This is a genomic window from Streptomyces sp. NBC_00390, assembly GCF_036057275.1.
Classification (GTDB): domain Bacteria; phylum Actinomycetota; class Actinomycetes; order Streptomycetales; family Streptomycetaceae; genus Streptomyces.
Genome location: NZ_CP107945.1, coordinates 7,942,426 through 7,968,540 on the forward strand (window position 1 = coordinate 7,942,426; position 26,115 = coordinate 7,968,540).

A 26,115-nucleotide genomic window follows, 5' to 3' on the forward strand; every position below is an offset into this window, starting at 1 on the left:
TCATATGCCATAGGCTCTCCGGGTAATCTGCGGGGGAACAGGAGTTACGCGCGGGTATACGGGGGAGTAGCTATGACCAGCCAACTTCGGGCGCCGGCCACGACTTTGTCGCCGGCTCTGCTGCTGCGCCCATGGCACGAGAGGGACCTGCCCGCCCTCATCGCCGCCTACCGCGATCCGGACCTTCGCCGCTTCACCAGGACGCCCGTGGACAACCAGGACGACGCGCTGCGTTGGCTGGACATCCGGCACCAGGGCCGGCTGACGGGAACCTACCTCGCCTTCGCCGGGTTCGAGGAGCCCGAGGACGGCACGGAGGGCCGGCTGGTCGCCAATGTCGTCCTCAAGCGGCCCGATCCGGGCGCACCGGGCGCGGAGGTCGGCTACTGGACCGTCGCCGGCGCCCGGGGCACGGGCGTCGCCCCGCGCGCACTGGACACGCTCACCGCATGGGCCTTCGAGAGCTTCGCCGACGACGGCCTGCGCCACCTCGAACTTCTGCACCAGGTGGACAACACCGCCTCCTGCCGTGTCGCCCAGAAGTGCGGGTTCCGCTACGAGACAACCCTTCCGGCCCGTCCGCCCTTCCCGAACGACGGCCATCTGCACATCCGCCGGGCCCAGGAGAACAGCAGGTCAGGGCCATTGTCAGTGGTGGACGGCAGTATGGGGACATGACGACTTCACCCGCCGTTTCCGCCGCTGCTGCTCCCGCGGCTGCCGTCACCGACGCCACCGCCTACGCCGAGGCCGTCCAGACCGCGGCGCAGGCCGCCGCCGCGTACTACGCGACGGGCGAGAGCACCCTCGACGACGACACCTATGACCGGCTGGTGCGCGGGATCGCGGCGTACGAGCAGGCGCATCCCGATGAGATCTCCGCCGACTCGCCGACCGGCAAGGTCGCCGGCGGTGCCGCGGTCGGCGATGTGCCGCACACGATCCCGATGCTGTCGCTCGACAATGTCTTCTCCGCCGAGCAACTCGCCGCATGGGCCGCATCGGTGGAGCGGCGCATCGGCCGGCCGGTCGAGGTGTGGAGCGTCGAGCCGAAGCTCGACGGCCTCGCGATAGCGGCACGCTATGAGAAGGGGCGGCTGACCCGTCTCGTCACCCGTGGTGACGGCAGCGCCGGCGAGGACGTCTCCCATGCCATAGGCACCGTCGTCGGTCTGCCGGACGAGCTCACCGAGCCGGTGACGCTCGAGGTGCGCGGCGAAGTGCTCATGACGAACGAGCAGTTCGAGGCTGCGAACACCGTGCGCACCGGACACGGCGGCGCCCCCTTCGCCAACCCGCGCAACGGCGCGGCGGGCACGCTGCGCGCCAAGGACCGTGCGTACACGGTGCAGATGACCTTCTTCGGGTACGGCGCGCTGGCGCTGCCCGACTCGGAGGCGGATCTCGCCCAGCGGCTCGGTGAGTGGCCGCACAGCCAGGTCATGCGGTACGTGGCGGACCTCGGCGTGCACACGGCGGACAGCACCGCCGTCGCGCCCCGCACCCTGACGACGGTCGACGAGATCCAGGCGAGGATCGACGAGATCGGTGCCGCCCGGCCGGAACTGCCGTTCGGAATCGACGGCATCGTGGTGAAGGCGGACGCCGCCGCCGACCAGGCCGCGGCCGGTTCGGGCTCACGGGCCCCGCGGTGGGCCATCGCGTACAAGCTCCCGGCCGTGGAAAAGGTCACCACGCTGCTCGACGTGGAGTGGAACGTGGGCCGGACGGGCATCATCGCGCCCCGCGCCGTGCTGGAACCCGTCGAGATCGACGGGTCGACCGTCACCTACGCGACCTTGCACAACCCCTCCGACATCACCCGCCGCGATCTGCGGCTCGGGGACCGGGTGATGGTGTACAAGGCGGGCGACATCATCCCGCGCATCGAAGCTCCCGTCGCACATCTGCGCACCGGTGACGAGAAGCCGATCGCCTTCCCCGACGCCTGCCCGCAGTGCGGCTCCGACATAGACACCTCCGAGCAGCGCTGGCGGTGCGTGCGCGGGCGCAACTGCCATCTGGTGGCGTCCGTCTCCTACGCCGCCGGGCGCGACCAGCTCGACATCGAAGGGCTCGGCGCGACCCGCGTCGTCCAGCTCGTAGACGCCGGCCTGGTCGGCGACATCGCCGATCTGTTCACTCTCACCCGCGAGCAGCTGCTGGAGCTGGACCGGATGGGCGCAACGAGCACCGACAATCTGCTGGCGGCCATCGAGACGGCGCGCACGCGGCCGCTGTCGAGGGTGTTCTGCGCCCTCGGTGTACGCGGCACGGGCCGCTCCATGTCCCGTCGCATCGCCCGTCACTTCGCGACGATGGAACACGTCCGCGCGGCCGACGTCGAGGCGCTGCAGCAGGTCGACGGCATCGGTGCGGAAAAGGCGAGGACGGTCGTCGCCGAGCTCGCCGAGCTTGCCCCGCTCATCGACCGGCTCACCGCCGCAGGGGTCAACATGAGCGAACCGGGCGCGACCCCGCCCGTAGCCGGACCGGCCGCCGACGGCGAGGACGGGAAGGAGGGCACCGGCCAAGGCGTCGAGCAGTCACGAACCACCGGACCGCTCGACGGCATGACGGTCGTTGTGACCGGCGCCATGACCGGAGCGCTGGAGAAGCTGTCCCGCAACCAGATGAACGAACTCATCGAGCGGGCCGGCGGCAAGTCGTCCTCCAGCGTCTCCAAGCGCACCTCGCTCCTGGTCGCCGGGGAGGGCGCCGGATCCAAGCGGGCCAAGGCCGACGAGCTGGGTACCCGCATCGCCGCTCCGGACGAGTTCGCCGCCATGGTCGCGGACTTCCTCGACACACAGGCCTGATCGCGGGCGGGGCGGTGGCGGCCGGCCCCCGCACCTCACGCACGAACACGTGAATTAGGTTAGGGTGACCTAACTTGGAGCGCATGTGTTCGGGAGGTGATCCCGGGCTCAGGGGAGGGGACCTCGGTGGGACATGGCTGGGAAGGCGTCGTCCTGAAGCTGCTGCGCGGCAAGGACTTCGAGTTCACCGTGACCGGCGCGGAGGATGTCACTGATCACTTCCGGCGGGTGCACTTCACGGACGGCGGGATGCTCGCGCAAACGGGTGTCCACCCCACCATGTGGGTGCGCATCTGGTTCAGCAACGCCGGTAAGCCGCATCAGCGCGCCTACACGGTGGTCGACGCGGATCCGGCCGCCGGTTCGTTCAGCCTCGAGTTCGCCCTTCACGACGGCTGCGCCAGCGAGTGGGCCCGCAAGGCGCAGCCCGGCGACACCGTCGAAGCAACGCTCCAGGGCAGCGGCTTCACCGCCCCCGCCCCCGAACCCTCACATCTGTTCGTCGTCGGCGACCCCGCCTCGCTGCCCGCGATCAACACTCTGCTCGACGCCATGCCCCGGGTGCCCGCCACGATCTGGTTCGAGACCACGCATGACTCGGACCCCGACCTGCCGCTGCGAGTGGACCCCGCGCGCCACGAAGTGCGCCGCATCCCCCGCCGTGACGGCGGCGCCGATCTGGTGAACGCGGTGACGTCGCAGCTGCCGGGACTGCTCGACGACCGGGCCGGTGCGTACATGTGGATCGCCTGTGACACGACGACCACCCGGACCCTCGCCTCGTACGTCCGCAAGGAGCTGGAGCTGCCCAAGGACCGGGTGAATGCCCTGGGTTACTGGCGCCCTGTCCGATCGTCCGACCGGAGTGGTGGACAGGATGCATAGCCTGGTGTCATGACCGGAACCGGCCTGCTGCTGCGCGCCCTGCACGATGCCACGGATCCGCCCCTGCGCCCCCTGCCGGGCGAGGCGGCCGAGTTGCTGTGCCGACTGGCGGCACCGCCCCGTCTAGCGGCGCATCTGCGTGCCGTGCACGATGTGGCGCACCAGCTCGCGGACTGGCTCGCCCGGCGCCATCCCGACCTGCCGTTCGACCGCGAAGCGGCGCTCTTCGGTGCCGCCACCCACGATGTGGGGAAGGTCCTGCACACCGGCGAACTGACCGGCGCCGGCAGCCTCCATGAGGAGGCGGGCCGTGAACTCCTGCTGGAGCACGGCATCGGTCCGCGTCTGGCCCGGTTCGCCGCCACCCACGCGAGCTGGGCGGACAAGGTGGCCGGCGGCGCCGCCGGCATCGAGGACCTGCTCGTGAGCCTGGCGGACAAGGTGTGGAAGAACAAGCGAGTGCCCGACCTCGAGGACCTGTTCGTGGCGCGGCTCGCTGCCGCCGGTGGCCGGGCGGCCTGGGAGGAGTTCCTCGAACTCGACGAACTGCTCACCGCCATCGGCGAAGGGGCGGATGCGCGGCTGGCGTTCCAGGCCTCGTACCCCGTGCGATGACCGCCGTCGGCGGGCCGTGCGGCGAGGCACGGACCGCCGACGACCGCGCGCTCAGCGGATGACCGGCAAAGTCACGCTGCTGATGCCGGTCCGCACGCTCATCCTCGTGCCCGCCGGATAGCGCAGCGTGTGGTCGTAGTCCGTCGAGATCAGTACCACACCGAGCCGGTGCCCCTTCTTGAAGACGTAGTCCTGCGGCTGCATGTCCCACTTCAACCGGTACTCCCTTCCCTCCACGACCTTGTCCTGCCGGGCGGGGGAGTGACGGTTGCGGGCGTCCAGCCAGCCACGCGACACGATCTTGAAGTCGGCGCTCTCGGTGCGGTGCCGCGTCCGGTAGGTGCAGCCGGTGTCACCCGGGATCCCCTCGCCGTAGCAGATCAGCCGCGAGGTGTCCGCGATCGTGCCGGCACTCGCACGGGTGTCGCTGCCGTAGTCGACCAGCAGCGCCGTCACATACGGGGACGTCCCCTCCAGCGAGGCCCGCACCGAGACGATGGGCACACCGTTCACCCGCACCTCCTTCGCCAGCGGACCGGTCGTGTACGCGAGCCGGTTCGCATGCTCGACATCGGGAGCGGCCACCAGCTTCTCCGCCCTGACGGTGCGCCCCGCATCGGTCAGTGACTGCTTCGCCGGCCGTGCCGGCAGCGGTGCCAGCCCGTCCTCGTCCAGCCACAGCGTCACGTCACGCGTGCCCCGCGCGGGCCAGTCGGACTGCGTGCGCCAGGTGAAGTCCGCCTGCTCCACATCGACCGGGGGTGCGTCCAGGGCGCCGTTGTCCAGGTCGTACAGCCAGTAGTCGAACCACTGGTGGAGCTGCGCCAGCCACTCCTCCATCCGCAGTGGCATCGGATTGGTGTGCCCCGCCTGGTGCAGCCACAGCTTGCGCGGTACGTCGTGCTTCTTCAGTGCGTCCCACAGCTGCCCGAAGTGCTGGGTCTTGACGTTCCAGTCGTTGCCACCGTGGACGAGGAAGACCCCGGCCCGGATGTTGCGCACACCGGGCAGATAGTTGCGCTCCGCCCAGAACGGGCTCCAGTCGCCGCTCACCCGGTCCTGATCGGCCGTCAGGCCGTCCAGCACCGGCCCGCAGATCTCCCGGTCGGCCCGGCTGTACACGCCCTTGGCGAGGATGTCGGTGTCCTCGCCCTGATAGCCGCCCGGCGCCACTACCCCGCCGTTCGCGCGGTAGTAGTCGTACCAGGAGGAGATCCCGGAGATCGGCACGATCGCCTTGAGCCCCTTCACCCCGGTCGCGGCGACCGCGGTCGGCAGCGTCCCGTTGTACGAGATCCCCATCATCGCCGAATTGCCGGTGGACCAGGACGCGCTCACGGGCCTGCCGTCCAGGTCCCACCCGCGGGCCCGGCCGCCCAGCCAGGCGACGGCCGCCTTGGCGCCGAGCGTCTCGTTGTGGCCGCCCGAGGTCGGACAGCCCGTCGAGTCCCCGGTGCCGAGACTGTCCACCTGCGCGACAGCGTAGCCGCGCGGCAGGAAGTAGTTGTCCGTGTACCCCGGGAACGGCACGGACGGCCCGATCGCCCCGGGCAGCCGCTTCGCGCCGGACATCCGCCTGCCCACCGGCAGGCCGTCCGCGTCGAGATCGACCTCGTGGAAGGGCACATCGTTCCCGCCGCCCCAGTAGGGACTCGCCTCGATGACGGTGGCGACCTTCAGCCCGGCGTCGGTCTCCTTCGGGCGCAGGATCCGCATCCGCACGGTGTCGCGGCGGCCGTCGCCGTCGCTGTCCGTCTCCGTCTCGACGTCCACCTGCTGCGCAACGGCATCGGCGCGGGAGAACGCGGGCTGCGTCCGGTTGTCGACGATCTTCAGCGACGGGCGCTCCGCCGGCGCGGCGGGCGTGGGCAGCGCAGCCAGCAGGGACGCGACGGCGAACGCGGCGACGCCCACCCTCCGTGCCGCCGGTAAGAAAAGGGGTGACGCCATCGAGCCTCCAGAAACCGGGGAAGTGACGATCACGCAGGACGCGCGCGCACATTCCATCGCGTCACCGCGGCCCGCGCCAGACCGCAACACGCGCCACGCACGTCCCATGTCCGTAACCGCCGTCGTACCCGCGCAGGCGTGGGCACGCTGGTCCGGATCGGTGACGGGCCGCATTCGGTAAGGGGCATAATCGCTCCATGACCCCGTACGCGGCAGGGCCGGACAAGGGCGCGCGCCATGAGACGCCGCAGATCAGGCGTGCCACCGCCCGGGACGCCAGGCGTCTCACCCGCCTGGTGCGCGCGTCACGTGCCTACGAGGGCCCCTATGAGTCGATGGTCGCCGGATACCGGGTGGGCCCGGACTACATCGAGATCCACGAGGTGTTCCTGGCCGCCGGACAGGACGGCCGGCTGCTCGGTTTCTACGCACTGGTGCTCTCCCCGCCGGAGCTGGACCTGATGTTCGTCGCCGACGGGGCACAGGGCCTCGGCATCGGCCGTCTCCTGGTCGAGCACATGATCACCCGCGCGGGTGCCGCCGGCCTCGGCACCGTCCGCGTCGTCGCGCATCCGCCCGCCGAAGGCTTCTACACCAGCGTGGGCGCGCGGCGGACGGGCACGGTTCCGGCCCGTCCGCCCGCGGTGCCGTGGGACCGTCCGGAGTTGGTGATCCCGATCGGATGAGCCGACGGCGGTTCAGTCCAGAAGCCGTGCCCGCAGCCGGCGGATCAGCTCGTCGTCGATGCCGAGATGTCCGGTGGCGTATGCGTGCAGAGATCCGTACGTCATGGTCAGATCGGCCAGGAACAGCCGCATGATCTCCTCGGGCGCCCGGCCGTAGCCGGGCCACGTCAGAATCCGGCCGGGGTTGGCCTCCCGCCAGTCGGCGATCAGCCGCTCGGTGGCCAGCTCGGTCAGCGCGAAGTCGGCGGCGATGTCGTCGTCCGGGACACCGGCGAGTCCGAGTACCAGTGCGGCGAGCAGTCCGGTCCGGTCCTTGCCCGAAGCGCAGTGGAACACCAGCGGTCCGCTGTCGGCCGCGACCAGTTCAAGGGCCTGACGCAGCTCCTTCGCCCCGTCGAGGGCGACTTCGGCGTAGCGGTCGGCGAGATAGCGCCAAGGGTCGAGATCGGGCGGTATCTCCGCCTGGTCGTAAGGCCTGTGCTCCACACTGAGGTTGACGTAGTCGAACGAATCGCTCTCGGGCACCCGGCCCTTCGCCGCTATCTCCCACGGATAGCGGAGATCGATCACGGTGCGCACGCCGAGCCCGAGGAACCGGTCCCAGTCGGAGCCCTGAAGTTTTGCCAGGGAATCGGACCTGTAGAGCCTGCCCCACCGGACGGCACGGCCGTCCGACGCGCGATAGCCGCCCAAGTCCCGAAAGTTGTGCAGGCGTTCGAACTCGACATGTCTTTGCATGCGGATCAGCCTACGAGCGGACGCATGCCTCCCCGGTAGCGGGTCGCAGGGGGTACGTGTGCCATGTGGCCTCCGGCGCGCCGCCGCCCCCGCCGCCGGCTGCCGGGATCCCGTCGCACCGGCCCGAGGGGAATATCCGGGCGGGAAGCGGCACTGTATGCATACGACGAACCGAACACCGCGCACCTGGGAGTCCGATGTCCGACGAGACCGATCTGCGCCACCTGCGGCGCTGTGTGGAACTGGCGGCCGAAGCCGTGGACGCCGGTGACGAGCCGTTCGGGTCCGTGCTCGTCGCGGGCGACGGAACCGTCCTGGCCGAGGACCGCAACAGGGAACGCTCCCTCGGCGACCAGACCCGGCACCCCGAGTTCGCCCTCGCCCGATGGGCCGCCGAGCATCTGACGGCCCAGGAACGCCGGGCGGCCACGGTCTTCACCTCCGGCGAGCACTGCCCGATGTGCGCGGCGGCCCACGGCTGGGTCGGCCTCGGCCGCATCGTGTACGCGGTCTCCTCGCGGCAACTCGCAGGCTGGCTCACGGAGCTGGGCGTCCCCGACGCTCCCGTACGCACCCTCTCCATCGGGGAGGTCGTCCCCGGCCTCGACGTGCAGGGGCCCGTGCCGGAGCTCGCCGAGGAGGTGCACGAGCTCCACCGCCGCTTCCGCTCCGGAAGATGAGCCGCTGCCCCTCCGGCACCGGTGGGGCCGGCGGTGTGCGGCTCAGCCGCCGGTGAGGTCCGCAGGCCGAGGCCGGCTCTCGGCGGGCAGCGGCTGCTCGGTCCAGATCACCTTGCCGTCGGCCGTGTACCTCGTCCCCCAGCGATCCGCGAACTGCGCCACCAGGAAAAGGCCGCGGCCCCCCTCGTCCGTGATGGCCGCCTGCCGCAGGTGGGGCGAGGTACTGCTGTGGTCCGAGACCTCGCAGATCAGTGCACGTCCACGGACGAGCCGTACGCCGATCGGCCCGTTGGCGTACCGGATGGCGTTGGTGACCAGCTCGCTGAGAATCAGCTCGGTGGTGAACGCCTCCTCGCCCACACCCCACTCGTCCAGCGTGCGGGTCACCGCCGCACGCACCCGCGCCACGGCCGCCGGGTCGGACGGCACCTCCCACTCGGCGACCCGTCGCGCGTCCAGGATGCGCGTACTGCCCACCAGCAGAGCGATGTCGTCGCGCGGAGATTCGGGCAGCAGCGCGCGCAGCACCGCCTCGCAGGTCTGATCGGGTGAGCGGTGCGCGTTCTCGGCCAGCGTACGGCGCAGCAGCTCGAGGCCCTCGTCGATCTCACGGTCCCGGTCCTCGACCAGCCCGTCCGTGTACAGCACCAGTCGGCTGCCCTCGGGCAGCTGCACCTCCAGAGTTTCGAACGGCAGGCTCCCCAGACCCAGCGGCGGGGCGCCGGGCACATCGGCGAACTCGGCCGTGCCGTCCGGACGGACGATCACCGGCTGATGATGGCCGGCCCGCGCCATGCTGCAGTGCCCGGTGACCGGGTCGTAGATGACATAGATACAGGTCGCGCCGGTGACACCGGCCTCCGCGCCCTCCCCGGTCTCGTCCTGGTCGATCCGTGCCACCAACTCGTCGAGATGCCCGAGCAGTTCGTCCGGCGGCAGGTCCAGACTGGAGAAGTTGTGAACCGCTGTGCGCAGCCGTCCCATCGTGGCCGCGGCATGCAGCCCATGGCCCACGACGTCGCCGACCACGAGCGCCACCCGGGCGCCCGGCAGCGGGATGATGTCGAACCAGTCCCCGCCCACACCGCCGAGGCCGCCGAGGCCGGCCAGCGCCGGCCGGTAGCGGGAGGCGACGTCCAGGGCGTCCTGCTGCGGCAGACCGCGCGGCAGCAGGCTGCGCTGCAGCGTCACCGCCATCGTGTGCTCGCGCGAGTAGCGGCGCGCGTTGTCGATGCTCACCGCAGCCCTGGCCACCAGTTCCTCGGCGAGTGACAGATCCTCCGCCTCGAAGGGCTCGGGCCGCTGGGCGCGCCAGAACATCGCGACGCCCAGAATGACGCCGCGGGCCCGCAGCGGGACCGCGATCATCGAGTGGAGGCCGTACTCGACCAGCTTGGCCGCCCGCACCGGATCCTGCTCCTGCCACCCGGAGAGCGACCGCAGATCCGCCTCGAGCACCGCCTCGCCCCGGCGCAGGCCGGTCCCCATACGCGTGGTCGGGACGAATCGGATCAGGTGGCCGAGCGGATAGAGCGCGGTGTCCCCGGCACCGGTGAACGCCGTTCGTCGCATGCCGGTGTCCGCACCCGTGGCGGTCGGCTCCTCGCCGTTGAGGACCGCCTCCGACAGATCCACGGTGGCGAAGTCGGCGAACCGCGACGACGCGAACTCGGTCAGCTCCTCGCAGGTGCGCACTACATCGAGGGTCGTGCCGATCTCCGTGCCCGCGTCGTACAGCAGCTTCAGACGGCCGCGCGCCACATCGGCCCGGCCGGTGAGCGCACGCAGTTCGGTGGTGTCGCGCAGCGTCGCGACACTGCCCGGCGGTCCGCCGTCCTTGTCCGTCGAGCGCTGGTTGACGGCGAGCAGCCGGTCCCCGACCGGATACACCTCGTCGGTCGCGTTCCTGCCCGAGGACAGCAGCCGGGTCGTGAGCGGGTCGAGGCCCAGCTCCGCGACCGGGGAGCCCTCCACGTCCGGCGGCAGATCGAGCAGGCGGCGCGCCTCGTCGTTGGCGAGCAGCACATCGCCGTCCTCGCCGACGATGAGCACCCCCTCGCGCACGGCGTGCAGCACCGCGTCGTGGTGCTCGTACATGCGGGTCATCTCGACCGGTCCGAGACCGTGCGTCTGCCGCCGCAGGCGGCCGGTCACCAGTGCGGTCCCGCCGGTGGCGAGGAGCAGCACGCCGGCGGCGGCGCCGAACAGCAGCGGGAACTGGTCCTCGACGACACCGCTGACGTTGGCGATGGTGATGCCCGCCGACACAATGCCGACCACCTTGCCGTTACTGCCCGTGACGGGCACGACAGCCTGCACGAGCGGCCCGATCGTCCCCGTGATCTTCTCGGTGACCACCTGGCCGTGCAGGGCCGGTTCGAGATTGCCGACGAACTGCTTCCCGATCCGGTCGGGAAGGGGATGGGTGTAGCGGATGCCGTCCGTGTTCAGCACGACGATGAAGTCGACCCCGGACTTCTTACGGGCCGCCTCTGCCTTGGGCTGCAGAACGGCCGTCGGATCGGGGCTTTCCAGTGCCTCTTCGATACCGGGTGAATTCGCGAACGTTTCCGCCACGGCGACCGAACGGTTGGTGGCCTCGCGTTCGCTGTCCGCGCGGGACTGGAGGACGAGAGCGGCCATGGCGGCGGCGACGAGCAACACCACGATCGCCACCTGCAGGAGAAAGACCTGGCCTGCGACAGTTCGCATTCTCAGAACCGAGCGCGGGCGGCCGTAGCGTCCGGCCATAAGCTCTTTCTACACCTCCGGCAAACGGCGGGCGAACCGCGCACGGCGCAGCCCAGGGTCCATGAATACGCGCCACGCGCCACGGGTTGCTCAAGCATGCCAAGGCCGCTGTTGATCCCCAAGGTCTGTGCAGCACAAGGTTTTCCCGCGCATGCCGCCACCGCGGCCGGTCTGCCGTGGCCCGTGCCGGACATGATCAGCGCGCCGCGTCGAGCAGCCGGGCCGCGGCCTTCTTCGCCTGCAGCGCGGGCTCCGGGGAGCCGAAGATCGCGGCGGTGGTCATCGCGCCCTCGGCGAGCAGATGGAGAGGGTCGGCGGTGTCCGCCGGCAGACCGGCGTCGGACACCAGTGTCCTCAGGTAGTCCCTGACGGCCTGCTTGTGGGCGCGGGCAAGCTCCGCGACGCGGGGCGAGGTGGCACCGAGCTCCCCGAAGCTGTTGATCCAGGCACAGCCGTGGAAGCCGGGCTCGCTGAACCACTCGTGGAGCCGGTCGTAGACGGCGAGGATGCGCTCGCGCGGATCCTGGTGGCGGTCGACGCGGTCGGCGAGCCGCTGCCGCCAGCGGACGTCACGCCGCAGCAGATACGCCTCGACGAGCGCTTCCTTGGCGGGAAAGAGCTGGTAGAGGCGCTTGAGGGAGACACCGGACGCGGCCCGGACGGCGTCCATGCCGACGGCCTGGATGCCTCGTGCATAGAACAGCTCCTCGGCTGCGTCCAATGCCCGTTCCCTGGCGACTGCGCTGTCCATCCCCGGACCTCTCCTGATCTGAGAATCACCGTTCTCCACGGTAGCGCCGGCAGCGAGGGGGAGCAGCCGGGGGCCGGGACGTCAGGTGCACGGTACGACCGCCACCTGAAGCCGGTTGCCGAACCCGCTCGTGGTTCGCACGCAACTGGGCATTCTGCAGGAGAACTTCGTGTGCCGACTCCTCCAACCCTGGGCAGGCCGCCGGGGGATGAGAGGCTCTGCTCAGTCGTCCGACGAGGATACGGAGAGCAGCCGTGCGCCAGTCCCTCACCATCGTCACCGGTGGCAGCCGCGGTATCGGCGCCGCTGTCTGCGTGCGCCTGGCCGCCGACGGCCACGATGTCGTGGTCGGATACCGTTCCGACGCGGCTGCCGCGCAGGCCGTGGCCGAGGCTGTCCGGAAGGCGGGCCGCACATCGCTCCCCGTGCAGGTGGACACCGCCGACGAGCGGTCGGTCGCCCGGCTGTTCGACAGCGCCGCCGCGCTCGGCACCGTGACCGGACTGGTCAACAACGCGGGAATCAGCGGCCCCAACGGCCGCCTCGCCGACGCGGACGCTGCCGGGATGCGCCACGCTCTGGACGTCAATGTGCTGGGGTATCTGCTCTGTTGCCGCCGTGCGGTCCGCGACATGAGCGCGTCCGGCGGCGGGGCGATCGTCAACATCTCCTCCGCGGCGGCCACCCTCGGCAGCCCCGGCCAGTACGTGCACTACGCCGCCACCAAGGCCGCCGTGGACGCGATGACGGTCGGGCTGTCCAAGGAGGTCGCAGGTGACGGGATCCGGGTCAACTGCGTGGCCCCGGGCGTCATCCGGACCGAGTTCCACGAGGATCCGCAGCGCCCGGCCAAGGTCGCGCCCGCCATTCCGCTGGGCCGGGCGGGGCAGCCGCAGGAGATCGCCGGGGCGGTGGCCTGGTTGCTGTCCGCCGATGCGTCGTACGCCACCGGGGCCGTCCTGCGGGTGGCGGGCGGCATGTAGCCCCGCAAGGACCGTGCAAGGGTTCCGGGTCACCGGGCGGGGCCGCTGTCCGGTCGGAGGCTCCGACCGGACAGCGGCCCCGCCCAGCGCGTACCGGTCCGTCCTCGACGCCCTGGTTCTGAGGTCAGCCGACGCCGGACGGTCCGCGTGAGATCCACGAGATCACGCGGTCCACGGATGAGAAGTCGAGCTCCGCGATGTGCGTGATGGCGATGTGGTCCGCCGCGTCGAGGGGGACGCCGGCCACGTCCAGCGCGCAGTGCAGCAGGACACGGTGCGCATCGACAGGGGCGAGCGCGGCCCCCGGCGCCGGGAAGGGCTGGGGCACCGTGATCGGCAGCAGGGGCGTTTCGAGGCGGTGCCTGGCGGACCTTCCCCTTGTTCTCCATGTCATTGCGCCATGGCCTCCCGCCTCAGCGAGGTGCGCAGACGGAGGAACGCGCGGCGCCGCAACGCCTTCACGGCTCCCGTGGTGCGTCCGTCCATCTCCCGTGCGATGCGTTCATTGGGCCAGCCCGCCCAGTACTGGAGCAGGATCGTCTTGCGGTGATGGGCCGGCAGGGCGGCCAGCGCGGACCGCAGCGGCTCGTGCCGGATCATCTCCAGGGCCTGTTCCTCCGCCGACGGTGCGGTGACGGTGTCCTGGGCTCTGGCGTCACCGATGAGCACTTCCCGTCGCACCCGCGAGGACCGGAAGTGGTCGATGATCAGATTGCGGGCGATCGTGATGAACCAGGCGCCGACATCGGCCCCGGTCGGGGCGTAACGTTCCATCGCCCCGAAGGCACGCAGGAACGTTTCGCTTGTGATGTCCTCGGCCAGATGGCGATCGGTGACCCGTACCAGTACAAAGCGGAATACCTCATGGTAGTAACAGCTGTACAGGCCGGCGAATGCCTGACTGTCGCCGGTGCGGGCTCGCTCGATCGTCGGACCAAGTGATGAAGGTGCGATTCTTCGGATAACCTTTTCTGTCAAGGCCTTCCCCAATTCTGGCTTGCGGGGTGGGTCGAACGGGGGTCGCCGGGTTGCAGCCGGCGGCCCCGCTTTCGTGGATCTCCGGTGGTAGCCGGATTTACCGATCCGGGTGAATTCCGTCAACGGGCTCTCGGAGGCGCCGTCACTCGCTCTTGTCCCGTATCGAGCGGGTGTTCGCAGGATGGACTATTTGATTCCCTGGTGTCCGTTCTGGGTTGGGGAACAACGTGGACCAAAGTGGTGGACTATGCCTACGGAAGGGGCGCTTTGTTACCGAACAGAGATGATTGCGCGCTGGCGTGCGCCCCCCATCCCAGCCGTGCTGGGCATCAATTTCTTTCATCGTCGAAGAAAAGGAGAGAAAACCGGGCGCATTCCGGGGACCGGGGAACGTACCTCTACGGACATCATCGACGTTGGACGGCCATGGAAGACGAGAGAATTGCCTCGGACAGGGCCGGTGAAATCCCGGAGCCGGCACCCGTGAGCTGCACACCGTCGCAATCGCCGATCTACGACGCGCTCGTACGTGCCTGGCGCAGTCAGCGGCGCGCGGTCCCGGTCCCGCGCAAGCCCACCGGCCGCTCCCTGCTGGTGCTGCCGCGCGCGCTCCCCTGTGGCGTGCTCGAGTTGCGATCACTCGAGCTGCGATCGGAGGACTGACGGCGAATCGCACCAGGTGCCCACCGGCCGACGTCACTCGTGCCGGTGGTCCCTGACGCGCTCCGTGGATCACCTGGGGCGCGCTGCGGGAAGGTGATCGGATGCGACTCCCGATCAAGACCCTCACCCTTGCCACCGCCCTCCTCATGGGCGCGGTGGGCTGCACCTCGGTCGAGCCGGTGCCGCGGCCCGCGTCGCCCGCCCCGGCTCCGGCGGGCGCCCCCTCGCCCGCAGCCGCCGAACGGCCCTACCCTGCCCAGCCGTCGGCGCGCGAGGAGCTGGTGGCCACCGGCCCGGAGGACAAGCCCCTCCGGCACACACAGCCGGAGAACACCGGTGACCGCCCCGCGGCGGCGCCCGCACGCGCCGTGCCCGATCCGGCAGTGCGGCGCGCCGGGGTGCCGAAGCGCACGGTCCAGCGCCCGCGTACGCACCGGCCGCGTCCCGTGGTGCGCATGCCTCGTCCCCGGCCGAAGGCGTACGACATGCACGGCCTGTGCAACGCCTCCGACGGCCTCACGAACCCGGGCATCACGGCCATGTGCCGCGACGCGTACGGCCGCTGAGACGGCAGTCCCGCCAGTGCGCCCACGGACCGCGCGTTCGTCGGTGTCGGTGTCGGTGTCGGTGTCGGTGTCGGCGGCACCGCACACCCGCGTGCCGCACCGACGTGCCCGCCGGGTGCCCCTGACCTACCGTGGGAGCACGCGTCGGGGGCACATGAAGGGGCAAGGACCGCATGCGCCGTTACCCTCCGATCGCGGAGCACGGTCTCGTAGGGAACATGCGCACCGCCGCGCTGGTGTCGTCCGAGGGTGTCGTCGACTGGTTCTGCGCGCCGCGCTTCGACGCGCCGAGCCTGTTCGGGGGGCTGCTCGACCACGACCGCGGCGGCCTCTTCGCCCTCACCTGCGACGCCCCGGGCACCACCGTGCGGCAGCTCTATCTCCCCGACACGGCTGTTCTGGTCACCCGGTTCCTCACCCCCGACGGTGTCGGCGAGGTCGTCGACTTCGTGCCGGTCGACGGGCACGACGACCCCTCTGCGCCCACCCGGCTGGTCAGGGTGCTGCGGGTCACCCGCGGCACCGTCCGCTTCACCCTCACCTGCCGGCCCCGCTTCGACTACGGGCGCGCCCCCCACCGCCTGCGTCTGGAGCCCGGGCAGGCCCACTTCTCGGCCGCCGGTACCCAGGCCCGGCTGGAGACCGTGGGCACCGGGACCCTGACCCTGGAACGCGACGCCGACGACGTGCACGGCTCGGTGGTGCTCAATCAGGGGGAGGGGGCGGCCGTCGTGCTGACCGTGTACGCGGACGGGGACGAGCAGCCTGCCCCGGCCACGGAAGCCGGCGTGTGGCACGACTTCCAGGCGACCCGCGATTTCTGGCACGACTGGACCCGGCGCAGCCGCTACCGCGGCCGCTGGCAGCACATGGTCAACCGCTCCGCCATCACCCTCAAGCTGCTCACCTATGCGCCCACCGGTGCTCCCGTCGCGGCGGTCACCATGGGGCTTCCGGAACAGATCGGCGGCGAGCGCAACTGGGACTACCGCTACACCTGGATCCGCGATGCCTCCCTGTCGGTCAGAGTCCTGCTGGACCTCGGGCTCGACGAGGAGGCGAACGCCTTCCGCCGCTGGCTGAGCGAGCGTCTGACCGGCGACCGGACCGTCACCGGAGAACCCCTGCAGATCATGTACCGCGTGGACGGCGATCCCCACCTTGACGAGGAGATCCTCGGGCATCTCGAGGGCTACCGCGGTTCCGCCCCCGTACGGCTCGGCAACGGAGCCGCCGATCAGCTGCAGCTCGACATCTACGGCGAAGCGGTCTACGCGCTCGCCCAGGCCCGGGACGTCACGCAGTTCGTCGGCTACGACGGCTGGCGGAAGTTCGCCGAGTTCCTCGACTGGCTGTCCACCCGCTGGGACCGGCCCGACGAGGGCATCTGGGAGACCCGCGGCGGCCGGCAGCACTTCACGTACAGCCGTCTGATGTGCTGGGTGGCCTTCGACCGTGGTGTGCGGCTGGCGACGGAGCTGGCCCGCCCGGCCCCCGTGGCCGCCTGGACCGCCGTCCGCGACCAGATTCTGGAACAGGTCATGGAGCGCGGCTGGAGCACCCGTCGCAGGGCCTTCGTCCAGCACTACGACAGCGAAGTGCTCGATGCCTCCCTGCTGTTGATGCCCATGGTCGGCTTTCTGTCACCCAAGGAGCCGCGCTGGCTGTCGACACTCGACGCCATGGAGGAGGAACTGGTCTCCGACAGTCTTGTCTACCGCTACGACCCCGGTGCGTCCCCCGACGGACTGCGTGGGAGCGAGGGCACGTTCTCCATGTGCAGCTTCCTGTACGTCGCTGCCCTCGCACGCGCCGGACGGCTCACCGTGGCCCGTTACGCCTTCGACAAGATGCTCACCTATGCCAACCATGTCGGTCTGTTCGCCGAGGAGATCGGCCCGGTCGGCGAGCAGCTCGGCAACTTCCCCCAGGCGTTCACGCATCTCGCACTGATCACCGCCGCCATGGAGCTCGACACCGCACTCGACAAGGCGGAGGCGGCAAAGGACCGTTGACGGTGCGGTCCGCTGCCGGCTTCAGTCGACCGGCCAGGTGTGCGCCGGGGCGTTGAGATGCATGTACTCCATGTAGTGCAGCGTCATGCGCCGCAGCGCCTCATGACGGTCGACCTGCCCGCCGCCCTCGATGTGGTGGACCATCTCCGACTGCCACAAGGCGCCGTTGCGGCCGGTGACACAGCGCTGCTCGATGATCCCGAGCAGCGGTTCCCGCCAGGCGGCGTCCATGCCGGAGATCTCGAGCCCCTGGTGTGCCAGCGGCAGCAGGCGCCGCAGGACGAGTTCGGCGGCCGGCACCTCACCCGCGCCCGGCCAGTACAGGCGCGCGTCGATCCCGTGCCGTGCCGCGGTGTGCAGGTTCTCCTCCGCCGCCGAGAAGGACATCCGCGACCACACCGGCCGCTCCTCTTCGACGAGGGCGCGCGTCAGTCCGTAGTAGAAGGCGCCGTTCGCCAGGGTGTCGGCCACCGTGGGCCCGGCGGGCAGCACGCGGTTCTCGACCCGCAGATGCGGTTCGCCGCCGGCGACGGCGTACACCGGACGGTTCCAGCGGTAGATCGTGCCGTTGTGCAGGGTGAGCTCGCCCAGATCGGGGACGCCGCCGCTGTCGAGCTTGTCCAGCGGGTCCTCCTTCTCGCACAGGGGCAGCAGCGCGGGGAAGTAGCGCACGTTCTCCTCGAAGAGATCGAAGACGCTGGTGATCCACCGCTCGCCGAACCAGACCCGGGGCCGCACACCCTGCACCTTGATCTCTTCCGGCCGGGTGTCGGTGGCCTGCTCGAACAGGGGGATCCGGGTCTCGCGCCACAGCTCGTTGCCGAACAGGAAGGGCGAGTTCGCCGCCAGCGCCACCTGCACACCGGCGATCGCCTGGGCGGCGTTCCAGTAGCGCGGGAACTCGTCGGGCGAGACCTGGAGATGGAACTGGGTGCTGGTGCACGCGGCCTCCGGCGTGATCGTGTCCGCGTACGTCCGCAGCCGGTCCACCCCGTCCAGCTCGATCCGCAGATCCTCCCCGCGGGCCGCGAAGACCTGCTCGTTCAGCAGCCGGTACCGCGGATTCTCCGACAGCGCCGCCCCGCTCACATCGCTCTGCCGCAGTGTCGGCAGAATCCCGATCATCATCAGGTGCGCCCCCAGCGCCGCCGCCCGCTCCTCGGCGTGGTTCAGCGCGTCCCGGATCTCCTGTTCCCAGGAATCGGGGCCGCCCGCGGTCAGCCGGGTGCGCGGCGGGATGTTGATCTCCAGATTGAACCGGCCGAGCTCGCTCGACCAGGCGGGATCGGCGATCGCGTCGAGCACCTCGGTGCTGCGCATCGCGGGCTGCCCGGTGGCGTCCACCAGGTTCAGTTCGATCTCCAGACCCACCTGGGGCCGTTCGAACTCGAACTGTTCCTCACGCAGCATCCGCGCGAACGCATCGAGGCAGTGCTGCATCTTGCTGCGGTACCGGCGCCGGTCGTCACGGGTGAACACCATCGCCGGGACATCTCGTCCCATCGGCCCTCCCGGGTCCCCTCGGCAGATGCCCACCTTCAGCGTGCCACTCAACGCCCGACCGGACCACCGAGAGCCCCGGGACCGGGCCGCGACGGCCGGGCGTGAGGACTTGGGCCCGGGGCGGACACGGCGGCGATATACCGGTGAAACACCCGGTCCCTAATTTCTGTCGCACGACAGGAATAAGTGACAGGGGCTGCCATGACCGCCACCGCTCCCAGCGGCGTACGACCCGGGCCGGCCGGAACCGGCCCGGAGGGTGACGCCGCCGACTCCGCCGAACTCGCAGGATTCGGGTACCAGCAGGAACTGCGCCGCCGGATGGGCCGCTACGCCTCCTTCGCCGCCGGATTCTCCTTCATCTCCGTCCTCACGACCGTCTTCCAGTTCTTCGCCCTCGGCTACTCGTTCGGCGGCCCGGCCTTCTTCTGGACCTGGCCCGTCGTCCTCGCGGGACAGCTGCTGGTCGCCGCCTGCTTCGCCGAACTCGCCGCCCGCTATCCCATCGCCGGCGCGATCTACCAGTGGTCGACCAGGCTCAGCACCCCGGCCTTCGGCTGGTACGCGGGCTGGCTCATGGTGATCGGCAGGATCGTCGTGGTCGGCGCAGCGGCACTCGCGCTGCAGGCCGTGCTGCCCGCCATATGGTCCGGCTTCCAGCTGGTCGGCGGCGATCCGTCGCCGACGTCCGCGAGCGGCGCCGCGAACGCCGCGCTGCTCGGTCTGATACTGCTCGTCGTCACCACGCTCGTGAACGTGCTCGACAACCGGGTGCTGACCGTCGTCAACACCATCGGGGTGACCGCGGAGATCGTGGGTGTCGGTCTGATCGTGACCCTGCTCCTCACCCATTCCGACCGCACCCCCGGCATCACGTTGCACACCGGAGAGGCGGGCGGCGCGATCGGTGCCCTGCTCATCGGCTCCTTCACGGCCGCCTACGTCCTGATCGGCTTCGAGAGCGCGAGCGAGATGAGCGAGGAGACGGTCAACCCCCGGCGGACCGCGCCGCGTACGACCTTCAGCGCGCTCACCACCTCCGGAGTGTGCGGCGGGCTGCTGCTGCTCGGCGGCCTGCTCGCGGCGCCGAGCCTCACCGACGGTCGGCTCGCCACGGAAGGCCTCTCGTACGTCCTGACGAGCACGCTCGGCGACGGCGTCGGCAAGGTGCTGCTCGCCGATGTCGTCCTGGCGATCTGCGCGGCCACCCTCGCCATCCAGACATCGGCCACCCGCATGCTGTACTCCATGGCGCGCGACCGCCAGATGCCCTGTTCGGCGATGCTCGCCAAGGTGCCCCGCCGTACCGGGATGCCGGCCGCGGCGGCCGTCGCGGTCGGGGTGCTCGCCGCGCTGCTCCTGCTGCTCAACTTCCTCTCCCCGGAAGCCCTGCTGGCCATCGGCACCACCTGTATCGCGATGGTCTACCTGGCCTATGCGATGGTCACGGGCCCGATGCTCGTGCGACGGCTGCGCGGACAGTGGGGCGAGCCCGGTCCGGACGAGAAGGACGAGACGGGCCGGCCGCTGTTCTCGCTGGGGCGGTGGGGCCTGCCGGTCAACGCCGTGGCGCTCGCGTACGGCCTGCTCATGACAGTCAACCTGGCCTGGCCCCGGCAGGCGGTGTACGACCCGTCGGGCGGTCACTGGTACTTCCAGTGGTTCACCGTTCTGTTCTTGCTGGTCATGATGGGGCTCGGCTTCCTAGTGCGGACTGTGAGGGCACAACGAGGGCACTCGGCTTCAGATCGGCCCCCTGTTCCGGCCCTCCGGGAACCGACTCAATAGCGGCCGCTGTGGTGTCCTCGTCGGTCGGCCAGAAGCCGACGTACTTGTCCAGAGTGATTGACGGCTTGGAGTGCCCGAGCCGGACCTGAACCGTCTTCACGTTCTCCCGCTTGGTGATCAACGTCGTTGCGTAGAAGTCCCGGAGAGAGTGCAACGTCACCTTCTCCGGGACACTCACGTCTGCCCCGGCCTCCGCCAGCGCTGTATTGGCGTCCTCCCGCATGCGCTTCCAGACCCGCGCCCAAGACGAGCGCCGTTGGGGGCATTGCGAAGCCCCGTTTTGTCCGCGAGGCCGGGCCCGTAGGGGCCTGTGGCCGGTCGGCGGCGGTACGGGCTTGGGCAACGGGTGGCAAACTGATCGTTTCAGAATGAGTTGAGCTGCGGGTCGTGTGCTCGACAATCTTGGTCGGCAGGGTGTCCGGGGTGCGTGCTGATCTTGTTCCTGACGACCTGTGGGAGCGGGTGGCCCCGCTGCTGCCGCCTGCTCGCGAACGGCGCCATCGCCACCCCGGGCGGCTGCGCGTTCCTGACCGAGTGGCACTCGCCGGTGTGATGTATGTGCTGCGGACGGTGTCGCATGGCGTGATGTCCCCGCGGAGACGGTGGGCTGCTCCGGGGTGACGGCCTGGCGCCGGCTGCGGGATTGGACCGAGGCCGGCGTGTGGCCGCGCCTGCACGCTGCCCTGCTGACCGAGCTTCGCCGTGCCGGCCTGCTGGACCTGGACGACTGCTCCATGGACGGGGCGCACGTCCGGGCTCTCAAAGGGGGATCACGTCGGCCCCTCACCGGTCGACCGCGCCCGCCCCGGCTCGAAGCACCACCTGATCGTCGACCGCCACGGGACCCCGCTCGCCGTCACCCTCACCGGCGGCAACCGGCACGACGTCACCCAGCTCCTGCCGCGGCTGGACGCCATCCCACCGATTCGGGGACTTCGGGGACGCCCCGCTGCAGGCCCCGGCGCCTGTACGCCGACCGGGGCTACGACTTCGACAAGTACCGCCGCCTGCTGTGGAAGCGCGGCATCAAACCCCTGATCGCCCGACGCGGCGTCGCCCACGGCTCCGGACTGGGCAAGGTGCGCTGGGTGGTTGAGCGCGCCCTCGCCTGGCTGCACCAGTTCAAACGGCTCCGCACCCGCTACGAACGACGCGCCGATCTCCACCAGGGCCTGCTCGAACTGGCCTGCAGCCTCATATGCCTCCGCCGCCTACGAACCTCATCCTGAAGCGATCAGTTGGCTACGCTGAACCACCCCGGCCGCACCTCATTCAGAAGCGGTTGCAGCGATTGCACTGCGGACCGCAGGTCCTGATCCGTGACGTCAAGAGGCTCCGGCAGGCTCAGCCCATACCAGCGCAGCCGCCAGAAGTCGAAGACTTCGCTCCCGTCGGCTGCGAAGTCCACATCGACGTCAGCGCCGTTGTCGCTCACGAAGCGGCACCCTGCTCCGTGAACCTTGTAGGAGTAGGTGCCGATGTGATCACTCCGGCTGATCCGGCGTGAACGGGCCAGGCCGACGACGTCCGCCAGTCGCTCGAGCGAGGGGTTCGCCGCCCTCATGGCCTCATCAATCGCGTTCAGAGCGCGGACGTAACCGAGCACGAGGTCTCGCGCAGCCCCAACCTGTTCCATACGGCGTCATCCCCCCTGAGCCCGTGACTGAAGGGATTGTTCCATGGGCCGCCAGCGTCTCCGCAGGACGGCATTCTGAAACGATCAGTAAGACACCTCTAGGGTTTGGTCACCAGCAGTGATCGCGGACGTTCTCACTCGCCTTCGAGTGAAGTCGCCGGTATCTCCTTGAGTCGAGAGTCTGAGTCGAGCAACCAGCGGACGCCAGAGTCATCCTTGAATTGCACAATTGGTCGGGCGCCCATCAGGTCAAAGGGCTCTATGCGCTGCGATTTGAATGAGCATTCCTGCGAGCGGCCGAGCACCCGTATTCGACCAGGACCGAGATAGTCCTCGGACCAGCCTCGAGCGGCTGGAGCACCTGCGAAGAGGGCGGAGACCTCATGGAGTGGAGCGCCACTCGTGTTGCGAACGACAACCACCCAGCGGTCCGCGTTCTCTGGCTGTCCAGTCTCGTCGTTCGGCTCCCCCACCGCGCGCAGTTCCAGGAGTATCTGCCTGGCTTGGGCCGAGCGGCGATCGGCAAGTTCGGATAGCAGCGCCTCGCGTTCGAGTCGAAGATTCGCCGCCTGCTCCTCAATGACTCGCGCTGCTCCCTGATCTGATCTTGTTGGCTTCGCAGGGTTCCGCGTGCGTAGAAGGCTGCGGCTGCAGCGAATGCGCCAGCTACCCAGGTTGGGCCGTCCCCCCAGTCGATGCCACCCATGCGCGTGGGCGTAGAGGAGCGCATGGGCCGCCTGGGAGACGGCCCAGATCAGGCAACGAAAGCCCCAGCCCGCGACGGGGACGCAGACCGACCGGGACGGGTGCTGAGCGTCAGCCCTCGGACGGGACCTGGAACATCCGTCGCGGCCTCGGCTCCTCCGGGTCACGCGACACCGGGAGTTGGCTGCGCTTCCACGCGGCGACGAGCTCGGCGTACCGCGGATCAATCCACTCTTGGGCCATGTCTGTCAGGCTACGCGGGCGGACCACGCTGGGCGGGAGAAAGCCCCGGCCAGCCTGCGACGGGGGACGCAGACCGACCGGGGCGGCAATGGGGCCGATCACCCGAGGGTGATCCTGCCGGTGCGCACGCTGTCATGGTTGGCGAAGAGACTGTCCAGGCGCACGGTCCGCTCGAACTCGCCGACCCACTTGGCACCGGGCAGGTCGCGGTACGAGGGGGCGTGGCAGATGCGGGCCCGGGTGCACTGGGTCAGGATCCAGCGGGCAGCGGCCTGGGTGCTGGGCGGGTTGGTGAACATCGTTGCTGCCATCCGCCACAGATGCTCCCCCGTGGCGGTGTCCGGCTCAACGACGCCGACGATGGCAATGTCGCCCAGGCCGCGGGCGTCGCTGGACTGCGTGGTGTACCCGACCATCAGGCCGCCCAGAGGGAACAGCGTGATCCGGCTGCAGGCGGTTACCGCTTCGAGGGTGGGCACGACAGGCTCCGTCCGAGAGAAGGGAGCGCGGCCGCCACAAGGGACGGCCGCGCAGGTGGGTCAGCTACCTCCGCCGCCGCAGCCTCCGCCGTCGCCGCAGCAGGCTGGCGGGTTGCACTCGGCCGCCGTGCCCCACAGGTCGTGGTCGATGACGTAGCCCATCTCCTCGATGGCAGCCACGGTCCGCTTGATGGCGACGCCGTCACGCAGACGCTGCCCCTTCACCGGGGCGTGGTGCAGGAAGCCGCCGAACCGCTGCTCGCAGAACGCCGCGTACTCGCGGGTGTGCAGCATGAACGCGTGCCACCCCGGGTCGACCATGCTCGACGGAGACAGTGGTACGTCGGTCCGGTGGCCGGCCATGTCGATGAACGCCAGGGCCTGCTCCATCACGCGCTCGGCGTGCTGGCGGGTCATGTTCTCTTCGAGCTCGAGGAACGTGAGGAGCCGTCCGAACAGCTCGTCGTCGACGAGTTGGCGGGCGGAGATCCGTTCCGGTGCAAGAGCTGTCATGTCATGCTCCTTGGTGTGCTCGGCACGTGGCCTATCCGCGCGCCGTGGTGCGCTGGGCTCCTGGCGTGGAGCCCTCACCGCCCTGGCCGGTTTCCGGGCTGGAGCATCGGCCAGGGCGGGGTCACTTGGGGCGCCTGATACAGAGCGGATGGCGCCAGTTGTCGGGCCGTGCGCCGGACGCGGAGAACTGCGGGACGCGCACGGCCGGGCCCGTGACGGGCTTGTCGCAGACGACGCAGATACGAGTGCCGCCCTCAGTCGTCATGCCGGCCGCCCCGCCGCGTCCGCGTCTCGCTCGACCGGTAGGCGCTCGTCCAGTGCCTTGACGCCTCGGGCAGCGGCACAGGACGCATGGGCGTGCTGTGCCCAGCCGGGGCCGCTGTTCGAGATTGCGACGGCCACAACGAGGTTGGCTCCCGGCAAGTCGCAATAGGTGCAGAGCATCAGGGCGCCCCCGAGTCGCAGTGACTGTCCTGTCACCGACCGTAGGAACGTTGCTCAGAAAGCTCGAGCGGATTGCTCGCTATTTCTCGCATCCGCCCGAGGATTGCTCCCCCAGGGTGTCGAGGGCGCCATGGAGCAGACGGCGCGCGTCGGCGCCGTATCGGGCCATGGTCGCCAGCCGGTCGAACACACCCCGGTACAGCCGCAGTTCCTCGGGCTGCGTCAGGCGCATCTCGGCGGCGAACGTCTCGACCATGATGATCCGGTCGTCGAACATCCAGAAGCCATGCAGAGGGCTGACCGGCAGGCGAATCCCGAACGGAACGATGCCCAGTCGCACGGACGCGAGCGAGGACGCGCTCACGAGTCGGTCGATCTGACCGGCCATGACGTCACGAGGTGCGGTGCCGTATTGCAGCACCGCTTCGGTGATGACGAAGTGGAAGCGGCGCCCCGGCTGGTAGAGGACGTTCTGCCGTTCCATGCGGGCCTGCACGCCTGCGTCAATGTCGTTCGTGATGCCGTACAGGTCCACGACCTCGGCGAGGCGACACCGTGCGTACTCCGGGGTCTGCAGCAGGCCGGGCACCCAGGTGCTCTCGAAGGCGCGGATGACGTTCGTAGCGGCGTCGACCTCGGCGAGTGCCTGCTGGCGAAGCTTGGTTCCGTCGCGCAGCTGCCGACGCCAGTCTGCGTACTGCGTCTCGAGGTTCCGCAACGCCGCAACGAGTGCGGGCGTCTCTTCGACCGCATCGCAGGCGGCCGCCCACGCGGCTATGTCCGCCTCGGACGGACTCTGCCGACCGAGCTCGATCTTGCTGACCTTGCTGGCCTGCCAGCCCAATGCCTCTGCGAGCCCCTTGCCGTTGAGAGCAGCTTCACGGCGGAGCTCGCGGAGGCGCTGGCCGAGCGCTTCACGCGCTTCGTGGATCTTCGTCACCGGCTGGTGGCCCGCCCGGCGACGTAGTCGGCATACGGGATGGCATGGTGCCAGGCCGTGTCACGCAGGTAGCTGTGCTGGACGACTTGCTTTGGGTCCTCGATCATCTCGGTGCCGAGGGGGACGCCTTCGTCTGTGAAGTGCATGCGCCCGAGACGGCAGGAGTCGAAGAGCCAGTAGTCGTAGTCGGGCAGGCCCAGCTTGTCCGCCTGTGCCTGCGACAGGTAGCGGATGTCCTCGCCGACCTGGACGTTGAACTGGCACAGCCACAGCTCGAACTCGAGGTAGTCGGTGAGAACGTCGGGGACGACCCGAACGCGCGCGATCCGCTTGCCCTGCTCGATGCCGCGGCGCATGGTGTCCAGCCACGGCTGGAACCAGTCGGTGCCGGGGTCCTCGCCGCGCCGGTGACGGGCGAAGGGCTCCCGTTCCTCGTCGACGGTGTAGACCGTGCGGGTCTCCAGGCGCCAGGCGGTGTGCTCGAAGTCCTCGAAGAGGCGTCCGAAAACCTCGCCCGTGATCAGGTCGGGCACGTCACTCCTTGGGCGCGAAACGGGTGAGGAGCTCGCGGGGCACCTCGACGAACGACTCGCCGTCGAGGACGTCCCGCAGCTGGCCAAGGGCTTCCTCGTCGGTGACGACGTAGCCCTGGACAACGATGGTGCCGCGGTCGGTCTCGTACAGCGTGGGACAGTTTCCGCCACCCGAGGTGGTGCCGATAAAGCGTAACTTCATGACGCTTCCCCTCTCGCAGACATTTCTCGAAATTGCAGCAGCAGGCCGA

27 protein-coding genes and 1 pseudogene are annotated in these 26,115 nt (G+C 69.7%); 12 read left to right on the plus strand and 16 right to left on the minus strand.

Translation table 11 applies throughout. The features are described from left to right. Positions 1-72: 72 nt before the first annotated feature. The 4 genes from OHS70_RS35325 to OHS70_RS35340 all read left to right on the plus strand — a co-directional run bounded on the left by OHS70_RS35325 (position 73) and on the right by OHS70_RS35340 (position 4,319). Positions 73-678: a GNAT family N-acetyltransferase gene (locus OHS70_RS35325; protein ID WP_328404403.1), complete on the plus strand. Its 606-nt coding sequence runs from the start codon at positions 73-75 to the stop codon at positions 676-678. Beyond that, positions 675-2,819 carry an NAD-dependent DNA ligase LigA gene (gene ligA / locus OHS70_RS35330; protein ID WP_328404405.1) on the plus strand — a complete coding sequence of 715 codons (2,145 nt, stop codon included), beginning with the start codon at positions 675-677 and terminating at the stop codon, positions 2,817-2,819. The genes OHS70_RS35325 and ligA overlap by 4 nt, the downstream gene beginning before the upstream one ends. Before the next feature lie 126 nt (positions 2,820-2,945). After that, positions 2,946-3,704, plus strand: coding sequence for a siderophore-interacting protein (locus OHS70_RS35335; protein ID WP_328404407.1), 759 nt, complete (start codon positions 2,946-2,948; stop codon positions 3,702-3,704). A 9-nt stretch (positions 3,705-3,713) separates the two neighbouring features. Then, positions 3,714-4,319 carry an HD domain-containing protein gene (locus OHS70_RS35340; RefSeq protein WP_328404409.1) on the plus strand — a complete coding sequence of 202 codons (606 nt, stop codon included), beginning with the start codon at positions 3,714-3,716 and terminating at the stop codon, positions 4,317-4,319. Positions 4,320-4,370: 51 nt separating this feature from the next. Here the strand turns inward: OHS70_RS35340 and OHS70_RS35345 are convergent, their stop codons facing one another. Then, entirely contained in the window at positions 4,371-6,269 is a 1,899-nt protein-coding gene (locus tag OHS70_RS35345; RefSeq protein WP_328404411.1) for a Xaa-Pro dipeptidyl-peptidase, read from the minus strand. Between the two features lie 197 nt (positions 6,270-6,466). Between OHS70_RS35345 and OHS70_RS35350 the strand changes: the two genes are divergently transcribed. Further along, positions 6,467-6,955, plus strand: a complete 489-nt coding sequence (locus OHS70_RS35350) for a GNAT family N-acetyltransferase (protein WP_328404414.1) — start codon at positions 6,467-6,469, stop codon at positions 6,953-6,955. A gap of 12 nt (positions 6,956-6,967) precedes the next feature. On the opposite strand, the gene OHS70_RS35355 is transcribed toward OHS70_RS35350, so the two are convergent. Beyond that, positions 6,968-7,693: a tyrosine-protein phosphatase gene (locus tag OHS70_RS35355; protein WP_328404416.1), complete on the minus strand. Its 726-nt coding sequence runs from the start codon at positions 7,691-7,693 to the stop codon at positions 6,968-6,970. 197 nt (positions 7,694-7,890) lie between these two features. Here OHS70_RS35355 and OHS70_RS35360 point away from each other — a divergent pair, with 197 nt between their 5' ends. Then, a complete protein-coding gene (locus OHS70_RS35360) occupies positions 7,891-8,373 on the plus strand; it encodes a nucleoside deaminase (RefSeq protein WP_328404418.1) in 483 nt (160 codons plus the stop codon). 42 nt (positions 8,374-8,415) lie between these two features. On the opposite strand, the gene OHS70_RS35365 is transcribed toward OHS70_RS35360, so the two are convergent. Then, the gene (locus OHS70_RS35365; protein ID WP_328404420.1) at positions 8,416-11,124 is read right to left on the minus strand and encodes a SpoIIE family protein phosphatase; all 2,709 of its coding nucleotides are present in this window, start codon (positions 11,122-11,124) and stop codon (positions 8,416-8,418) included. Positions 11,125-11,320: 196 nt separating this feature from the next. Continuing rightward, positions 11,321-11,875, minus strand: coding sequence for a TetR/AcrR family transcriptional regulator (locus OHS70_RS35370; RefSeq protein WP_328404422.1), 555 nt, complete (start codon positions 11,873-11,875; stop codon positions 11,321-11,323). Between the two features lie 254 nt (positions 11,876-12,129). On the opposite strand from OHS70_RS35370, the gene OHS70_RS35375 reads away from it, so the two are divergent. Next, positions 12,130-12,858 carry an SDR family NAD(P)-dependent oxidoreductase gene (locus OHS70_RS35375; protein WP_328404424.1) on the plus strand — a complete coding sequence of 243 codons (729 nt, stop codon included), beginning with the start codon at positions 12,130-12,132 and terminating at the stop codon, positions 12,856-12,858. Positions 12,859-12,982: 124 nt separating this feature from the next. Here the strand turns inward: OHS70_RS35375 and OHS70_RS35380 are convergent, their stop codons facing one another. Both OHS70_RS35380 and OHS70_RS35385 read right to left on the minus strand, forming a co-directional pair. Then, a complete protein-coding gene (locus OHS70_RS35380) occupies positions 12,983-13,252 on the minus strand; it encodes a hypothetical protein (protein WP_328404426.1) in 270 nt (89 codons plus the stop codon). Further along, complete coding sequence (locus OHS70_RS35385) at positions 13,249-13,959, minus strand: RNA polymerase sigma factor (protein WP_328404428.1); 711 nt, start codon at positions 13,957-13,959, stop codon at positions 13,249-13,251. The genes OHS70_RS35380 and OHS70_RS35385 overlap by 4 nt, the downstream gene beginning before the upstream one ends. Positions 13,960-14,319: 360 nt before the next feature. On the opposite strand from OHS70_RS35385, the gene OHS70_RS35390 reads away from it, so the two are divergent. The 3 genes from OHS70_RS35390 to OHS70_RS35400 all read left to right on the plus strand — a co-directional run bounded on the left by OHS70_RS35390 (position 14,320) and on the right by OHS70_RS35400 (position 17,080). Beyond that, positions 14,320-14,499, plus strand: a complete 180-nt coding sequence (locus OHS70_RS35390) for a hypothetical protein (RefSeq protein WP_328404430.1) — start codon at positions 14,320-14,322, stop codon at positions 14,497-14,499. A 101-nt stretch (positions 14,500-14,600) separates the two neighbouring features. Beyond that, positions 14,601-15,065 (plus strand): hypothetical protein, encoded by a 465-nt coding sequence (locus OHS70_RS35395; protein ID WP_328404432.1) that lies wholly within the window; start codon positions 14,601-14,603, stop codon positions 15,063-15,065. Positions 15,066-15,238: 173 nt separating this feature from the next. Beyond that, a complete protein-coding gene (locus OHS70_RS35400) occupies positions 15,239-17,080 on the plus strand; it encodes a glycoside hydrolase family 15 protein (protein ID WP_328404434.1) in 1,842 nt (613 codons plus the stop codon). Between the two features lie 21 nt (positions 17,081-17,101). Here the strand turns inward: OHS70_RS35400 and OHS70_RS35405 are convergent, their stop codons facing one another. Continuing rightward, positions 17,102-18,583: a glutamate--cysteine ligase gene (locus OHS70_RS35405; protein ID WP_328404436.1), complete on the minus strand. Its 1,482-nt coding sequence runs from the start codon at positions 18,581-18,583 to the stop codon at positions 17,102-17,104. A 201-nt stretch (positions 18,584-18,784) separates the two neighbouring features. Between OHS70_RS35405 and OHS70_RS35410 the strand changes: the two genes are divergently transcribed. After that, positions 18,785-20,371, plus strand: a complete 1,587-nt coding sequence (locus OHS70_RS35410; protein WP_328404438.1) for an amino acid permease — start codon at positions 18,785-18,787, stop codon at positions 20,369-20,371. On the opposite strand, the gene OHS70_RS35415 is transcribed toward OHS70_RS35410, so the two are convergent. Next, positions 20,268-20,594, minus strand: a complete 327-nt coding sequence (locus tag OHS70_RS35415) for a tyrosine-type recombinase/integrase (RefSeq protein ID WP_328404440.1) — start codon at positions 20,592-20,594, stop codon at positions 20,268-20,270. The two genes, OHS70_RS35410 and OHS70_RS35415, sit on opposite strands and share 104 nt — an antisense overlap. A 200-nt stretch (positions 20,595-20,794) precedes the next feature. Here OHS70_RS35415 and OHS70_RS35420 point away from each other — a divergent pair. Then, a pseudogene (locus OHS70_RS35420) lies at positions 20,795-21,600 on the plus strand (IS5 family transposase). Between the two features lie 5 nt (positions 21,601-21,605). Here OHS70_RS35420 and OHS70_RS35425 read toward each other — a convergent pair. The 8 genes from OHS70_RS35425 to OHS70_RS35460 all read right to left on the minus strand — a co-directional run bounded on the left by OHS70_RS35425 (position 21,606) and on the right by OHS70_RS35460 (position 26,066). Further along, positions 21,606-22,007, minus strand: a complete 402-nt coding sequence (locus tag OHS70_RS35425) for a DUF6896 domain-containing protein (RefSeq protein ID WP_328404442.1) — start codon at positions 22,005-22,007, stop codon at positions 21,606-21,608. 816 nt (positions 22,008-22,823) lie between these two features. Beyond that, complete coding sequence (locus OHS70_RS35430) at positions 22,824-22,955, minus strand: hypothetical protein (RefSeq protein WP_328404444.1); 132 nt, start codon at positions 22,953-22,955, stop codon at positions 22,824-22,826. A 98-nt stretch (positions 22,956-23,053) separates the two neighbouring features. Further along, positions 23,054-23,434 carry a hypothetical protein gene (locus OHS70_RS35435; RefSeq protein ID WP_328404446.1) on the minus strand — a complete coding sequence of 127 codons (381 nt, stop codon included), beginning with the start codon at positions 23,432-23,434 and terminating at the stop codon, positions 23,054-23,056. 60 nt (positions 23,435-23,494) lie between these two features. After that, complete coding sequence (locus tag OHS70_RS35440; protein WP_328404448.1) at positions 23,495-23,947, minus strand: glycine-rich domain-containing protein; 453 nt, start codon at positions 23,945-23,947, stop codon at positions 23,495-23,497. A 121-nt stretch (positions 23,948-24,068) separates the two neighbouring features. Next, positions 24,069-24,212 (minus strand): hypothetical protein, encoded by a 144-nt coding sequence (locus OHS70_RS35445; protein WP_328404450.1) that lies wholly within the window; start codon positions 24,210-24,212, stop codon positions 24,069-24,071. A gap of 258 nt (positions 24,213-24,470) precedes the next feature. Then, positions 24,471-25,331, minus strand: a complete 861-nt coding sequence (locus tag OHS70_RS35450) for a helix-turn-helix domain-containing protein (RefSeq protein ID WP_328404452.1) — start codon at positions 25,329-25,331, stop codon at positions 24,471-24,473. Beyond that, on the minus strand, positions 25,328-25,864 hold the full coding sequence (locus OHS70_RS35455) for a DUF6879 family protein (protein ID WP_328404454.1): 537 nt from the start codon (positions 25,862-25,864) through the stop codon (positions 25,328-25,330). The genes OHS70_RS35450 and OHS70_RS35455 overlap by 4 nt, the downstream gene beginning before the upstream one ends. 1 nt (position 25,865) lies before the next feature. Continuing rightward, on the minus strand, positions 25,866-26,066 hold the full coding sequence (locus OHS70_RS35460) for a hypothetical protein (RefSeq protein ID WP_328404456.1): 201 nt from the start codon (positions 26,064-26,066) through the stop codon (positions 25,866-25,868). Positions 26,067-26,115 lie beyond the last annotated feature (49 nt).

Bases quoted from the DNA above. Each gene is read 5' to 3' on its own strand.
- OHS70_RS35325 (WP_328404403.1), top strand. From the start codon at position 73: ATGACCAGCCAACTTCGGGCGCCGGCCACGACTTTGTCGCCGGCTCTG.
- ligA (WP_328404405.1), top strand. From the start codon at position 675: ATGACGACTTCACCCGCCGTTTCCGCCGCTGCTGCTCCCGCGGCTGCC.
- OHS70_RS35340 (WP_328404409.1), top strand. From the start codon at position 3,714: ATGACCGGAACCGGCCTGCTGCTGCGCGCCCTGCACGATGCCACGGAT.
- OHS70_RS35345 (WP_328404411.1), bottom strand. From the start codon at position 6,269: ATGGCGTCACCCCTTTTCTTACCGGCGGCACGGAGGGTGGGCGTCGCC.
- OHS70_RS35350 (WP_328404414.1), top strand. From the start codon at position 6,467: ATGACCCCGTACGCGGCAGGGCCGGACAAGGGCGCGCGCCATGAGACG.
- OHS70_RS35355 (WP_328404416.1), bottom strand. From the start codon at position 7,693: ATGCAAAGACATGTCGAGTTCGAACGCCTGCACAACTTTCGGGACTTG.
- OHS70_RS35360 (WP_328404418.1), top strand. From the start codon at position 7,891: ATGTCCGACGAGACCGATCTGCGCCACCTGCGGCGCTGTGTGGAACTG.
- OHS70_RS35365 (WP_328404420.1), bottom strand. From the start codon at position 11,124: ATGGCCGGACGCTACGGCCGCCCGCGCTCGGTTCTGAGAATGCGAACT.
- OHS70_RS35370 (WP_328404422.1), bottom strand. From the start codon at position 11,875: ATGGACAGCGCAGTCGCCAGGGAACGGGCATTGGACGCAGCCGAGGAG.
- OHS70_RS35380 (WP_328404426.1), bottom strand. From the start codon at position 13,252: ATGACATGGAGAACAAGGGGAAGGTCCGCCAGGCACCGCCTCGAAACG.
- OHS70_RS35395 (WP_328404432.1), top strand. From the start codon at position 14,601: ATGCGACTCCCGATCAAGACCCTCACCCTTGCCACCGCCCTCCTCATG.
- OHS70_RS35400 (WP_328404434.1), top strand. From the start codon at position 15,239: ATGCGCCGTTACCCTCCGATCGCGGAGCACGGTCTCGTAGGGAACATG.
- OHS70_RS35405 (WP_328404436.1), bottom strand. From the start codon at position 18,583: ATGGGACGAGATGTCCCGGCGATGGTGTTCACCCGTGACGACCGGCGC.
- OHS70_RS35410 (WP_328404438.1), top strand. From the start codon at position 18,785: ATGACCGCCACCGCTCCCAGCGGCGTACGACCCGGGCCGGCCGGAACC.
- OHS70_RS35415 (WP_328404440.1), bottom strand. From the start codon at position 20,594: ATGCGGGAGGACGCCAATACAGCGCTGGCGGAGGCCGGGGCAGACGTG.
- OHS70_RS35425 (WP_328404442.1), bottom strand. From the start codon at position 22,007: ATGGAACAGGTTGGGGCTGCGCGAGACCTCGTGCTCGGTTACGTCCGC.
- OHS70_RS35430 (WP_328404444.1), bottom strand. From the start codon at position 22,955: ATGGCCCAAGAGTGGATTGATCCGCGGTACGCCGAGCTCGTCGCCGCG.
- OHS70_RS35440 (WP_328404448.1), bottom strand. From the start codon at position 23,947: ATGACAGCTCTTGCACCGGAACGGATCTCCGCCCGCCAACTCGTCGAC.
- OHS70_RS35445 (WP_328404450.1), bottom strand. From the start codon at position 24,212: ATGACGACTGAGGGCGGCACTCGTATCTGCGTCGTCTGCGACAAGCCC.
- OHS70_RS35460 (WP_328404456.1), bottom strand. From the start codon at position 26,066: ATGAAGTTACGCTTTATCGGCACCACCTCGGGTGGCGGAAACTGTCCC.